The organism is Noviherbaspirillum sp. (assembly GCF_035944575.1).
Lineage (GTDB): Bacteria > Pseudomonadota > Gammaproteobacteria > Burkholderiales > Burkholderiaceae_D > Noviherbaspirillum.
Window position 1 is genome coordinate 22,947 of sequence record NZ_DASZBA010000193.1, and the last position, 13,746, is coordinate 36,692.

Below are 13,746 nucleotides of genomic sequence, written 5' to 3' on the forward strand. Positions count from 1 at the left end.
GCCGCTTTCATCGCCGCCCGCCTGCGATCACCGGCATCAGTCTCCGGCATGGTCACTTCTGGAAAACAATTCGTCCATCAGAAAACGGCCGGATCGGCGTGGCTGCCTGCGGATGTATTGGCCTGGCGTATCGGGCGATTGAGCAGCGCCGCGGTAGGCATGAAGGTCAGCCACGGCGTTACATAGAAAATAGTGAGGTACCAGTACATGCTGAAAAACCGCGCGCCATGTCCTAGGTACCAGCCGCAGTACAGCGCGTCCAGCGTGACAAACGGGACGGTGTAGTAGAACGACAGCCAGAAGGCACGCGGCATGCGGTTCTCGTCCTTGCCGCCCCGGAGGATAAGAACTGCGGCGAGTGAGATGGCAACCGATAACAGGATAGACCCGACCGCGAGGACAACCGTGGAGTACTGCTGGTAGTAAGCAGGAAGACCGGCCAGCCAGAACGCTCCCCAGACGACCGTGCCCTGCAATAGAAGACCCAGATGTTTTCGTGTATGCATGTCGATGAGAATGAGTGAATGTCGATGGAGCCGGAGCCATGGAACGTACGGAAGACGATCCCTAGCCGACGTGATCCGTGGAGGCAAATATGCACAGTCCCTTGCCGGTGCCGGCGAGATTGTACGACTCCCGCCATGCATGAATGATGCTGCCGTCTTCATGTAGCAGTTCCCAATCAAGCGTCGCAAGCGCACTGTTCCGACCCAGGGATATCACCTCCAGATGTGTGTACCGGCAGGAGCGGCAACCCATTTGCCGATAGTGATCGACGACGTTCTGAAAGTATTCGCCGATGCGCGCCTGCGTTGCAAAACTCTGGAGCACGCCCTCCCCGCTCAGGGCGACATAAGGCGCCGCATAGCGCCGGGCGATCAACGGTCCGTCGAACGCCTTGAACGCCTCGACGAAGTCATCGAAGAACTGTTTGACTTCCTGCCGGGGATTTGTATCGAACGACATATTCCTTCATTCCCTTCGTGAATCAGGCAGCACGCCTGTCCGTCATAGCGTTGCCGCGGTCGCATAGACGAGCAGCAGCGCCGTGGCAAGCGACAGCCACGCGCCGGCAACGTTCGCCAGAAGAACGACATTCTCCATCGGACCATTTCCTTTCGTGAGGCCTCTGTGGCCAGTGATGGCGGCCAGCGGCATCGACACGCAGAAGAAGTAGGAGGACGCGATTAGCGTTCCGGCGATGAGCCAGGACACCAGGGAAGAGACGGACAGGTGGGACAGCAGAGCGGCTACCGCGAACATGAGCGTCGCCGCAATCGGCAGGCTTTGATGCGCGATGCGCCAGGAGTTGACGATGTGCGCCGGGGCAGCCCTGTTGATTGCCTTCGCGTAGGGCACGCCCAACAGCAAACCGAATAACAGAACGATGGAACCGTGAAAGGCGAGATGGCGGGCGGAGGCGAGCATGATTCCTTGTTGTGCATGAGAGGTGGCCGGCGCGGATAAGCACCGGGGAGCGGATGAACACGGATGACCACTGAAGGCACATGGTCCGGTTGCCCCGGTCCGGATCGCACCCACGGTCAGCACGATACACCATATCAATTCAACAATAAATGATCGTCCGGCAAAGCGAAGGTCGTGACCGGACGTGCGCGTTAACCGGCCTCGTCATCAAATGTCTTCCGCGCCGCCTTGATTTCGTCGCGATGTGTTTCCGCCCAACTCACCAGGCTGCGCATCGGCTCCAGGAAAGACTGGCCCAGCGGCGTCAATCCATACTCCACCGTCGGCGGCTTGGTTGGAAACACGGTCCTTGAAATAATGCCGTCGCGCTGCAGGTCGCGCAGCGTCTGGGTCAGCATGCGCTGCGAAATATCGCTCACTTCGCGCCGCAGCTCGCCGAAACGGCGCGGACGGGTCGCCAGCTTGAGCAGCAGCAGGAAACTCCATTTGTCGCCCAGCCTGTCGAGCACCGTGCGCACGGGGCAAAGTTCCCTCGACATATGGGTGGCGGAGGGTGTGTCCTTGCTGCCGTAGGGGGTGATGATTTCCGGATTCGTCGACATGACTGGTTCTCCCGAAGTAACTATCCAACGAAAAACTGCCTTCTTTACGGCTTGATTCTTCCCGCTTACTCTTTAGTCTCTTTTTGAGACCAAGGCACAATATAGCATCTGAAAGCGCCAAAATCGCTTGGATGTGCTTGTGCGAAATAGCAGTCCAACCATCGAGAGGAAGAAAATGCATATCGCGATCGTGGGTGCAACAGGCAATGTCGGCAAGCGCATCACGGCGGAAGCCCTGGCACGCGGCCATCACGTCACGGCAATCTCCCGCAACCCGGACAACTCCGGCGACAACGAGCAGCTGCGCTCGGTGCATGGCGATGCGCACAAGCCAATGGCCCTGGCCCAGTCGCTCGCCGGCCATGGCGCGGTAGTGAGCGCGGTCATGTTCCTGCAGAGCGATCCGGCGCAGTTGGTGGATGCCGTCCGCGCCTCCGGCGTCAAGCGCTACTTGGCGGTCGGCGGCGCCGGCAGCCTCGAAGTCGCGCCCGGACGCCTCAACATCGACGAGCCGGACTTCCCTGCATTCGCCAAGGCGGAAGCCGCCCGGGGAAAGGCATTTCTCGATTATCTGCGCGAGGTGCGGGACCTGGACTGGACCTTCCTCAGCCCATCCTCGATCTTCACCGCCGGCAAGCGTACCGGCGTATTCCGCCTCGGCAAGGATGCGCTGCTGACCGGCGCGGACGGCAAGAGCTGGATTTCCTACGAGGATTATGCGGTGGCGCTGCTCGACGAGATCGAGCGCCCGCAACATATCCGCGAACGTTTTACCGTCGGCTACTGATTGCATTCATCCCATCCATCCAAAACCCCTTTCCAGGAGAACGTCATGCCCATTACCAAACCCGCCGCCCCGCTTCGCCTGCACCGCCATGCGCTGTCCGGGCATGCCCACCGCATCCAGCTTTTCCTGTCGCTCCTCGACCTGCCCTTCGAGATGATCGATGTCGATCTGATGAAGGGCGCGCATAAGCAGCCGAATTTCCTCTCCATGAAGCCGTTCGGGCAGGTGCCGGTGCTTGAAGACGGCGATACCATCGTGTATGACTCGAACGCCATCCTGGTCTACCTCGCAACCCGGTATGACGACGGCAACTGGCTGCCGCGCGATCCGGTCGGCGCGGCGAAGGTGCAGCAATGGCTATCGCTGGCCGCCGGGCAGATCGCAAGCGGTCCCGCGACTGCCCGGCTGGTGACACTCTTCCGCGCGCCGCTCGACCATGAACGCGCCAAGACAATCGCTCATAACCTGCTGACAGTGCTCGATGCGGAACTCGCCGGGCGGCGCTTCGCGATCGGCGAGCGTCCGACCATTGCCGATGTCGCCGCCTACAGCTACATTGCGCATGCGCCGGAAGGCGGGGTGTCGCTGGAGCCGTATGCTAACGTGCGGGCATGGCTGGGACGCGTTGCCGAACTGCCGGGCTTCGTCCCCATGCAGTCATCGAACGTCGGCCTGCTGGCGGCCTGACGATATTGACCATCACCTTGCGCGGGCACCTGCCATGACATCCCAATCGCCACCACCACTCACCGCCGACCACACGCCCTTTCACCAGGCCGAACTCGCACTCCAGGAGCGCCTCGGCGTGCGGTCGAAGTTGCACAACGGCGCCCGCGCCGGCATTCGCACCTACATGCCGGATCAGCACCGCACCTTCTTCGCGCAACTGCCCTTCCTGCTGACCGGCGCGGTCGATGACGACGGCCAACCATGGGCATCGATGCTGGTTGGCAGGCCGGGGTTCATTTCATCGCCGGATGCCACCACGCTGCGCATCGATGCCAGACCGCTGCCGGGCGACCCGCTGAACGGCGGCCTGCGTACCGGCGCCCATGTCGGCCTGCTCGGAATCGAACCGCCCACCCGGCGGCGCAATCGCATGAACGGCGTTGTGACAGCGAGCGACGAACATGGCCTGACGGTGCACGTGCATCAAAGCTTCGGCAATTGTCCGCAATACATCCAGAGCCGCGATTTCCGGTTCGTTGCCGACCCTGAGGTCCCTTCATCCTTGGCTACTGTCATGCGCGCCGCCACCCTCAGCGACGCCGACCGCACGCTGATCCGCACCGCCGACACGTTTTACATCGCCACCGCCAACATGCGCGCCGATGCCGGTAGCGCAAGAGGCGCCGATGTGTCGCACCGGGGCGGACGGCCCGGCTTCGTGCGAATCGACGACGAGCGCACACTGACGACACCGGACTTCCTCGGCAATTTCTTCTTCAACACCATCGGCAACCTCCAGGTCGAGCCACGCGCCGGACTGTTGTTCATCGATTTCGACGGCGGCGACCTGCTGTACATCGCTTGCGAAGCCGAAATCATCTGGGACGGCCCGGAAGTCGCCGCGTTCGCCGGCGCTGAGCGGCTGGTCCGCTTTCACTTGCGCGAAGTCATCCGCGTGCGGGACTCGCTGCCGCTGCGATGGTCGGGCATTGCATATTCGCCGATGCTCGACGGCACCGGCACTTGGGAACAGGCGGCCCAGGCCCTCGCGGCGGACGCATCACGCAATGTGTGGCGCCGGTTCCGGGTGCAGCAGGTGCATCAGGAAAGCGCCACCATCCGCTCCTTCATCCTTGAACCGGCTGATGGATATGGCGTGTTGCCCCACCTGCCCGGCCAGTTCCTACCCATCCGTTTGCCGGTCACCGATGACGCCGCACCGCTGCAACGCACCTACACACTGTCCGATGCCTCCAACGGCAGCAGCTACCGCCTCAGCGTGAAGCGTGACGGCCGCGCTTCCGCATGGCTGCACGACCACGCTCATGCAGGCACGATCCTCCAGGCACTCGCGCCGCGCGGATCATTCACCTTCGACATGAACGCGCGGCGTCCGGCGGTGCTGCTGTCGGCAGGCGTCGGCATCACGCCGATGATCGCGATGATGAATGCGCTGTTCGTCAACGATATGCGCACGCGCTTTCCGCAGCCCGTCTACTTCATCCATGGCGCACGCAACGGCAGGGAACACGCGTTCGGCGACCTGATGCGCAGGAAGACGCACGCACACGCCAATCTCAGTATGCACATTGCCTATAGCCACCCGGATGAAGATGATGAACTCGGCCGCACGCATGATAGTGTCGGCCGCATCGACATCGATCTGCTGAAGCGGCTGCTGCCGTTCGACGGCCGGTTTGGCGATGCCGATTTCTACCTGTGCGGGCCGGCCGCCTTCATGCAATCCATCCATGACGAATTACGCGTGCTGCAGGTGCCGGACGCGCGCATCCATCTCGAGCAATTCGGCGGTACGCAGCCGGTCGTTCGCCGCAAGACGCAAACAGGTGGCCGCGGCAGCAATGACAAGCAGCCAGGTATTCCGGTCATGTTTGCAAAGTCGGGCAAAGCGGTTCAATGGCATCCCGACGACGGCAGCCTGCTCGAACTCGCCGAAGCCGGCGGGCTCGCGCCATTATCCGGCTGCCGCAGCGGAGCCTGCGGCAGCTGCGCGGCGCGGCTGCTGTCCGGAAAGATCTCCCACACAGTGCATCCCGGCATCGAATGCGAGCCGGAGCATGTGCTGCTCTGCATAAGCACGCCCGCAAGCCCGGCAGCGTCGACAGACCCGCGCGGGCAAGGCCTCGTGATCGACCTGTAAGGCATGCGCCGGGCTGTCGTCCCGGCGGCAACCGGCGGGTTGGTACAATGCCCGCTTTGCCTGTCAGGAGCAGCTCATGGCCGCCCAGTTTGAAATCACCAGCATGGCGCTGTTCTGCGACTTCGAGAACATCGCCCTCGGCGTGCGCGACGCCAAGTACGCGCACTTCGACATCCGCCGCGTACTGGAAAGATTGCTGCTGAAGGGCAGCATCGTCGTCAAGAAGGCCTATTGCGACTGGGAGCGCTACAAGGACTTCAAGGCACCCATGCATGAAGCCTCCTTCGAGCTGATAGAAATCCCGCACCTGCGGCAGTCCGGCAAAAATTCGGCCGACATCCGCATGGTGGTCGACGCGCTCGACCTCTGCTACACCAAATCCCACGTCGACTGCTTCGTCATCATCAGCGGCGATTCCGACTTTTCCCCGCTGGTCTCCAAGCTGCGCGAGAACAACAAGTATGTGATCGGCATCGGCGTACGTGACTCCACCTCCGACCTGCTGGCCGCCAACTGCGACGAATTCATCTTCTACGACGACCTCGTCCGCGAGCAGAAGATGAAGCGCAAGCCGGTCGAGAAAAAACCGCAGGCGAAAAAGACCGCAAGCGGCACGACCAAGCAGGCACCAACGCAACCGCCGGCGGTCGAGGACCGCCGCCAGGAAGCTTTCGATCTCGTCGTCGAAACCATCGAGGCACTGCTTGCAGAGCGCGGCGACGAAGAAAAGATGTGGGTATCGATGGTGAAGCAGACCATGAAGCGCCGCCGGCCCGGATTCACCGAATCGGCCTACGGCTACCGCTCATTCAAGGAACTGATCGAGGACGCGCAACAGCACAACTTGCTGGTGATGGCGCATGACGATAAGTTGAATCAGTACACGGTGCGGCTGCCGTTGCAGGAGGAGTGATGGTCGAGTCTGGCGGCGTAGAAAAGATTGGTCGCTGAAGCGGATTGTTTGGCTGATTGATATCTGCTATCGGAGATGAATCTGCCTTTAACACCATATAAAAGAAAAGCGGCAAGCTGCCAGAAGTTTGCGTCCGCCCGATGAACGAAGTATCTCGGCTCTTACGGTAAGTACGAATGCGCCTGGCCAGCCCTCCCATGTCCTTGGGATGGTGCGGATGCTGGATGTGGATGTAACATCTTTCCCTGGAGACATAAGCTACCTAGGCGCATGCATTGGATTTTCTTGTATGCAAAGCTACTGGTTGATACAACAACTTTGGGAGAGCAGTTTGAAGCAATCTGGGAAGAGCCTTGTTTCACAAAAATTTATCACTGCGCCCGGGTACCTTTTCGTACCAAAGCCAGAATTGGTGCGCCTCGGCGGGCAAACAAGCAAAAGTGCTTACCGGCTTACCGCCGTGCATACCGGACAGCGCTGTCCGTATAAGTAACAGTTAAACGTTATCTGAGCGAGACGATATGAGAAAGGCTATTTGGCTATACGTTCGCTGTCTGGCTCTACCATATACGATTATGTGCACTGGTGGAATTGCTATGGCTATGGCAATCGCATACTTTTCCATTTCATGGCTCGAGCCAGCATTTCCTTTACTAATCTGGTGTGGTGCCATTGGATGTGTAGGTGCTTTGTCTTGTGCAATTGCCGCAAATTTTATTAAATGCGAAAGCTGCGGTAATCGAGCCCTAGTTTTTCCGAATACTGGTTTTGAGATAGGCAATACAGTAGCAATATATGATTCCAAGATTTGCCACCATTGCGGGAAAGGGATGTTCTCGTGAATATGCTTAACTTATCGCTGGACGCTGACGCTATGCGCCGGTCAGCTCGGCGTTAGGCCTCGAAATGAGATCCCCTCAAGACATTCACTAGAAAGGTTAGCTATGGATCAAAGTAGTAATGAAGTCAGTTCTCCAGTTGCTGGCCAGTTCGCGCTTCCATTGCGCGCCACGTTTGGGCTGGGAGATCGCGTACGCAAGAAATCTGGCGCCGCTTGGCAGGGTCAAGTTGTCGGCTGGTACAGCACAAAACTGACCCCTGAAGGGTATGCCGTCGAGTCCGAGTCTCACCCAGGCTCAGTACAAATCTATCCTGTGGCTGCGCTTGAACGCGTGGCCTAACCCTTCGTTGCACCCGACGGCCTACAGCGGGCTTCGCCAGCTTCCGTCGGCGGGTGAACTAAAACGTTAAAAGTACAAGACCAATGAAGATATTTGGCTACAAGGACGAAGAGCTAAATCCGGCGGATATACGGCCAGCCGAATTGGCTGAGATAACGCTGCACGCGAGTCCGGCTGAACTCCGGAAAATTGCTGCATTCTTGAACACGTGCGCTGACGGAATGGAAGCTATGGGGAGGAATTGGGAACATGAACACTTATCAGACAGAATGAAGGAGTTCGATAGCGCGCCCCATTTTGTAGTTTTCAATCCAGAGGCTGCATGAAGACTTTTAACATGTCGATGGACTCCGTCACGCAAGCGTGCCGGTCATCTCGGCGTTAAACGGCATACCATGGACCTTGACCACGCTATCAATCGATTCCGAATCGCGAGCAGGGAGCTGTTCAACAACTACTTTCGAATTGACGATGCGTACAACAGCAATGGATGGGACCTTGAAGAACGCTTCAGTGCAATTGAAGAGGTTATGTTCCAGAAGATGGTTGGCGAGCCATTTGATCTTCCAGAAGTGACATATGGCCAAAGGCAACCTGCAATCGCCGTGAAGCCAAACGGCGACTTCGGGCCTTGGTTTCTCAATCGGCAAGTTGATGAGATGTCCGGCTATTGGGATCATCCGATCCAAGAGTTCACGAAGGATGCAGATCTAGAGTTTTTGGGATTCTTCGATTTCGACCAGCTTGCCTTTCGTGATAATCGGTATGTTCGCGTGTTCGTAAAAGCTTGGCCCGCTAATACCGATGCAGTAGGGCGATATGCATTGATTGAGACACAATATGTTCGATACTTCAAAGTTTAACTTGCAGCTCGACACGGTCACTCAGGCGTGCCGGTCAGCCGGGCGTTAGGTAGCGTAACCCGCATGGATGCATATGAAAATGCTCGAACTAAGTTCTTCTGGCAGCGTTGCGTTCATCTGCTAGATGGACGGAAGTCAACCGTAGCGATTCTCCTCCGCCAGGAAGATTGGCGACCGCTCGATGCACCGTGGTGGCGTGAGAAACAAGCAAGTATCATTGGCGCGGATATTGACGGGAACTTCTTTCTCCGCCATTGCGACGGTTCTGTGCGGTTCTGGGATCACAAGCTTCAAGTAAATATCGTCGTTGCGCCGAGCGTTCAAGAGTTCGCACAGATGATCACTGAAGGGGACGAGAGTGTTGCCTAACATTGCAATCGACGCCGACAGCTACGCTGCCGGCCATCTCAAACGTTAAAACTCATGATCTTGACGAGGGCGCAAATAAGGAAGGCGGCAAAGACTTTGGTAGCGACGCTGGGAGGAATTGCGGCAGTCTATTGGGTCTTCTTTGGATGGATGGTTTATATCTCGCCGCTTACCTATGCAGAGATGGACATTAACCACGACGGGAAAGTCGAGTTCGTTGAGGCTGACTATGCGTCGTCTTATGGGAAACGAGAAGTACTAGCGAATGGCCGAAATTGCATGGAGTATTTTGCGTATAAGGACGGATTGCCGCTCAAGGTTGTATGCCCAACATGACTCGCATCGTGACGTTTAACTTGCAGTTTACCACCGACACGCATGCGTGCCGGTCAACCGGACGTTAGACCTCGATGCTGAGGAATGTATTTACTCATGCTGTGCTGGCCGTCGCCGTTAGTGGGTGCGAAAGTCCGTGTGGAAATGAAGTATCTCAGACGGTTGTGTCACCAAGTGGGGTGCTAAAAGCTGTGACTTTTTCGAGAAATTGCGGGGCTACGACTGGATTCAATACTCAAGTTTCGATTCTAGTCTCTGCTGGCGCTTTGCCAAATGAAGTTGGAAATACCTATATCGCGAATGGGGCATCGCCAATTCAAATAAAGTGGCGGAGCGACACTGAACTGACTTTGGTAGTTTCAAACGGCGAGGCACCAGTGAAAATGGAAAATCATGTTAGCGGTGTTAAGGTCAGCTATGAGGAATGAATACGCTCTAACTTGTCGCTTAACCGGGAGCCACAACGAGGACTGCCGCTTCGCGGCGGCTGTTGTGACGCCGTTAGCTCGGCGTTAGATCGCTCCGATATGGCACTTGATTCAATTGCAGAGGTGGTATTGAAGGCGGTAGGACAATTTCTCATTGATGTTGTCCTCGTCGGTGTTTTTTACTGGCCAGGCTGGTTGATCCTGCGGACGCTGACATTTGGACGTTATCCACCAAAGAGACCGCACCCGCATAGCGAAGAATTTGTTGGAGCATTTGGGTTTGCTGCAATATCCGTGAGTGCTTTGTTGACCATGTCTGGAGGAGGTCTTTGATGCGTATCGCTTCTAACGCGCGGTTTGACTTTGACGCTTCGCGCCCGTCAGCCGAACGTTAGGCATATCGACCATTATGGAATATTGGGAGGAATTTATTGGACGCCAGACCGATGCCGAGGTCCTGCAATATGTCCATAACCATCCTGAACTAATCAATGCGCGTGACGAATCGACCGACCACTACCTGCTAGAGCGAGCGGCTTTTACCTTAAGATTGGACTTGGTAGAAGCGTTGCTGGGATTAGGCGCCAATCCCAATCAACTGGATCCTGCAGGACAGTTGCCTCTGCATAGTGCCATCGAAGCATACTGGGACAATCCTAGAAAAAGCCTCGCATTAACAAAATTGCTCATCGACCACGGGGCAGATATTGAGAATCGAGGCTATCCAGATTTTACGGCATTGCACCGAGCAAGTTTACGCAATGCGTTTGACATAGTGATCTTGCTTGTGACAATGGGTGCAGATATAAATGCAAGGTCAGAAGATCGAGGAGATGGCGGACGCACGCCTCTTGATGTAGCGGAAATGCATAAGCTAAGTGGGATTGCACAATATTTACGTGAACATGGAGCCGTTAATGCCTAACATTCAATTGAGCCAGAGCGGAGGAGTCCGATTGATAGCTGAGCGTTAGGGTACAACATGAAATGGCTCTTAGCGTTGATTGCATATGTGGTCGTAGCAGCGGCTCATGCCTTGTTGCAGAAGCGCGAGTTTGCGCGTGACTCCGCGAAGGCACGGAGATATGCTGTACTTCCGCTTCGCTACAAGTTGGCCTGCTGGTGCGTAGTCTTGCCGTTGATAGTCGCTGCCCCCCTGGTTTTATGGTTTGTCTACGAGTTGCCATCCTTGGCTCTGTTGGCGCACGTTACAGGGCTTGCTGCCTTTGCCGCACTGGAGATTGCATGTGTGTCCGTCTATCGGAGGCATGGCCTGTGGAGTTAATACCGACCCTGAGCCCTAACAATCGGATCGAATCCGTGCCGGCGCGCCCAAATGAAGAGAAAGTATAGTGACAAGAATGACCATACCTAACTTGTTGCTCGACACGGTCACTACGCGCCGGTCAGCGCTGCGTTATGTCTTTAGGCACCTTGAGCGGAGTGTTTAACATCGAACTTATTCGACAGCAGTTCAAAAGATAGCTATGGATATGCTCAGTAGATATGAGTGGAAGTTCATTCAAACTCATTTCATTATTTTGGTCATATCCAGCTACATTTCTTTTTGGCTTATTAAAGAGATTATTAGCCAATGGTCCAGTCAAGGATTTTCATTTTTTACATCCAGCTTTACCGTGCTAATGATACTGTGTGGCGCACCATTTTTTGGAGCCATAGTTTATTGCGTAATATGTATTTACTCGATCGTGATGGGCATCTGACACAGACACGGTCATTCCCTGTGAGCTTGTTGATTGGTGGCGTAATGATTCGCTTTGGCAGAGCTTGTTATTCGACACGGACACTTCGCGCCGGTCAACGTAGGCGTTAGACACCTGAAACACGGAGGTTTTACTTGAGCAAGCTGATAAGTATGTTCACTAGATCGGTGCGAGGCTGCTTCGCCATCATAGTGATCGCCGTTTTGAGCCCTGTAGTGATCGCCGTTTTGAGCCCTGTCCACGCTGCCGAGTGGCAGGCTCCGGAAATGGGAAGCGGACCTGCGGTCATTCTGCTTTCTGGAGCAAGTGGCACTCAGGCGTACCGCTGGTATGCAATGGACGTCGCAAAGCTCGGGTACACGGCCATTCTGGTAGACGGAAGTGAAATCTGCGCTTCGAGCTCAAGTGGTTGCTGGAAGAGCGATAAGGAGTCAGCGGAGAACTTGCGCAAACTGATTGAAAAAGCTCAATCCGACAAGCGAGTAAAGTCAGGAAAAATCTCTGTCATTGGTTTCTCGTTGGGTGGCGGTGGTGCACTTGCACATGCCACATCATTGGCAGACTCGGTTGCAGGTGTCGTGGCCTACTACCCGAGCATCACCAGGATTCCTGATCTACGGGCGACGGCGGCTAAGGTGTCGGTGCCATCTCTCGTCATTGCAGGTGAGCGCGACAGCTTCAAATGCTGCCGGGTTGAGTCGATGCGGGAATTTGAGCTGGGAAGCATAGAGTCGGGAAATCCGGTGGAACTGGTTGTTTACCCCGAAGCCGACCACGGATTCAACCTAGACGGCTCACGCTACCGAGCTAACGACGCGTCTGACGCATGGGAGAGGACAAAAGCTTTTCTCGCGCGAGTCCGGCCTCCAAAGTAGAGCGCAGGTGCCTAACCCTTCCATCGAGCGGATGCCAAGCCGGCTGCGCCGTCGTGGCACTGCTCATTTCAAACGATAGGCGGCAAAGCTTGCATTTCATTTGTGCCAATTGCGAGTCTTGTCTTTCGGCAGAGTTGGCCGAGTTGGAGTCGGAGAACCTTGTTTCAGAAGAGGACAAAACTGACTATATTCCTCAAGGCTTTGCTTTTCTGGAGCAGCGCCAGTTCTGGACTCATCATCAAGGGTGCTGGTGCATTAATGACAAGGACACAACGGGCATGGAAATTACACGTTATGCAGGACGCACAAATGGATGCTGCGATCTGGACGGATGCGATGGCCCCAACATGCTGTGTGCTGCGTGCGGTTATGAAGTTGCCACTGCGAGATTAGACTGCTGGATGCCACACTGCGTAGTACTTGAGCCGGCCGCTACACGGGTTATCGCCTAAAAATTCGTTGCACGCTGACGCTCTGCGCCATTGAACTGAAGCGTTAGGTCGCACAGAAGCGGCATCATCAACGAAAGACCCAAATATCAACATGCAGATCGAACACAAAATAACCGTATCGACTACGCCTGATGTTATCTTCCGCATCTACGAGGATGTTGACAACTGGCACACCTGGGATCCAGACACCAAGCGCGCCTTCCTGAACGGTCCGCTCCAGCCCGGCTCCTCAGGCAAGCTCACGCCAGCCAAAGGAAACACCGTACCGATGCGAGTCACCGAGGTCGTCAAGAACAGGTCGTTTACGGTGGAATCAAAAATTCCACTGTTCCGCATGATCTTTGAGCATGAACTCGCGCCGATGACTAAAGGAACGGAGGTGATTCACAGAATCACTCTTTCGGGCCCGCTTCTGTTTTTCCTCGGCCGCATGTTGGCCAAACAAATAAACGCTGGCCTGCCTGTCACGCTGCAAAATCTTAAGCGGTTAGCAGAGGTGCGCAGTGCGGTCTAAACCTTCCATCGAGAGGGTGTCGAAAGGGCAGCGCCCCTTCGACACCTCTCATGTCAAACGTTAAAAGCCATTTCGGATGACCGCAATCGTTCTACTTCCTGGGATGGATGGCACCGGCAAAATGTTTGCCGAACTTGCCGCTCACCTTGACGGAGAGATGCGATCCGTAATTGTTCCGTACCCGACGGACCTGTCGTTGAGCTATCGCGAACTGGAAGATTTGGTCCGCGCTGCTCTACCTGAAAATGAACCGTTTATCCTGCTTGGTGAATCCTTTTCCGGCCCTGTCGCAATCTCGCTGGCGGCTTCGGAACCGGCTGGCTTGATCGGGATAATTCTATGCTGTACGTTCACACGCAATCCGTTGCCTTTTCTAAGGCCTTTGAAATGGCTTATCCCCATATTGCCCATTAACGCAGGCATTGTGGCACTAGGCATGCCTTT

17 protein-coding genes are annotated in these 13,746 nt (G+C 56.1%); 13 read left to right on the top strand and 4 right to left on the bottom strand.

The window, feature by feature from the left end; translation table 11 throughout:
• Positions 1-77: 77 nt before the first annotated feature.
• The 4 genes from VGU61_RS14685 to VGU61_RS14700 form a co-directional block, all read right to left on the bottom strand.
• Positions 78-506, bottom strand: a complete 429-nt coding sequence (locus VGU61_RS14685) for a hypothetical protein (RefSeq protein ID WP_326859908.1) — start codon at positions 504-506, stop codon at positions 78-80.
• A gap of 61 nt (positions 507-567) precedes the next feature.
• On the bottom strand, positions 568-966 hold the full coding sequence (locus VGU61_RS14690) for a hypothetical protein (protein ID WP_326859909.1): 399 nt from the start codon (positions 964-966) through the stop codon (positions 568-570).
• Between the two features lie 42 nt (positions 967-1,008).
• Positions 1,009-1,428 (bottom strand): hypothetical protein, encoded by a 420-nt coding sequence (locus tag VGU61_RS14695; protein WP_326859910.1) that lies wholly within the window; start codon positions 1,426-1,428, stop codon positions 1,009-1,011.
• Positions 1,429-1,619: 191 nt separating this feature from the next.
• Complete coding sequence (locus tag VGU61_RS14700) at positions 1,620-2,030, bottom strand: helix-turn-helix domain-containing protein (RefSeq protein ID WP_326859911.1); 411 nt, start codon at positions 2,028-2,030, stop codon at positions 1,620-1,622.
• Positions 2,031-2,205: 175 nt separating this feature from the next.
• On the opposite strand from VGU61_RS14700, the gene VGU61_RS14705 reads away from it, so the two are divergent.
• The 13 genes from VGU61_RS14705 to VGU61_RS14760 all read left to right on the top strand — a co-directional run.
• Entirely contained in the window at positions 2,206-2,817 is a 612-nt protein-coding gene (locus VGU61_RS14705; RefSeq protein ID WP_326859913.1) for an NAD(P)-dependent oxidoreductase, read from the top strand.
• 45 nt (positions 2,818-2,862) lie between these two features.
• Entirely contained in the window at positions 2,863-3,504 is a 642-nt protein-coding gene (locus VGU61_RS14710; RefSeq protein WP_326859915.1) for a glutathione S-transferase, read from the top strand.
• Positions 3,505-3,538: 34 nt separating this feature from the next.
• Entirely contained in the window at positions 3,539-5,647 is a 2,109-nt protein-coding gene (locus tag VGU61_RS14715) for a pyridoxamine 5'-phosphate oxidase family protein (protein ID WP_326859917.1), read from the top strand.
• 76 nt (positions 5,648-5,723) lie between these two features.
• Positions 5,724-6,560 carry an NYN domain-containing protein gene (locus VGU61_RS14720; protein WP_326859919.1) on the top strand — a complete coding sequence of 279 codons (837 nt, stop codon included), beginning with the start codon at positions 5,724-5,726 and terminating at the stop codon, positions 6,558-6,560.
• Positions 6,561-7,504: 944 nt separating this feature from the next.
• Entirely contained in the window at positions 7,505-7,741 is a 237-nt protein-coding gene (gene dfrB / locus VGU61_RS14725; protein ID WP_326859920.1) for a trimethoprim-resistant dihydrofolate reductase DfrB, read from the top strand.
• 83 nt (positions 7,742-7,824) lie between these two features.
• Positions 7,825-8,067 carry an Imm32 family immunity protein gene (locus VGU61_RS22710; protein ID WP_422656609.1) on the top strand — a complete coding sequence of 81 codons (243 nt, stop codon included), beginning with the start codon at positions 7,825-7,827 and terminating at the stop codon, positions 8,065-8,067.
• Between the two features lie 69 nt (positions 8,068-8,136).
• Positions 8,137-8,604: a hypothetical protein gene (locus VGU61_RS14730; protein ID WP_326859921.1), complete on the top strand. Its 468-nt coding sequence runs from the start codon at positions 8,137-8,139 to the stop codon at positions 8,602-8,604.
• A 63-nt stretch (positions 8,605-8,667) separates the two neighbouring features.
• Positions 8,668-8,973, top strand: a complete 306-nt coding sequence (locus VGU61_RS14735) for a hypothetical protein (protein ID WP_326859923.1) — start codon at positions 8,668-8,670, stop codon at positions 8,971-8,973.
• A gap of 863 nt (positions 8,974-9,836) precedes the next feature.
• Positions 9,837-10,070, top strand: coding sequence for a hypothetical protein (locus tag VGU61_RS14740; RefSeq protein WP_326859925.1), 234 nt, complete (start codon positions 9,837-9,839; stop codon positions 10,068-10,070).
• A gap of 76 nt (positions 10,071-10,146) precedes the next feature.
• Positions 10,147-10,662: an ankyrin repeat domain-containing protein gene (locus VGU61_RS14745; protein WP_326859926.1), complete on the top strand. Its 516-nt coding sequence runs from the start codon at positions 10,147-10,149 to the stop codon at positions 10,660-10,662.
• Between the two features lie 933 nt (positions 10,663-11,595).
• On the top strand, positions 11,596-12,336 hold the full coding sequence (locus tag VGU61_RS14750) for a dienelactone hydrolase family protein (protein ID WP_326859929.1): 741 nt from the start codon (positions 11,596-11,598) through the stop codon (positions 12,334-12,336).
• Between the two features lie 543 nt (positions 12,337-12,879).
• Complete coding sequence (locus tag VGU61_RS14755) at positions 12,880-13,302, top strand: SRPBCC family protein (RefSeq protein WP_326859930.1); 423 nt, start codon at positions 12,880-12,882, stop codon at positions 13,300-13,302.
• A 76-nt stretch (positions 13,303-13,378) separates the two neighbouring features.
• A partial coding sequence (locus VGU61_RS14760) for an alpha/beta fold hydrolase (protein WP_414691641.1) occupies positions 13,379-13,746 on the top strand: 368 nt, incomplete at its 3' end.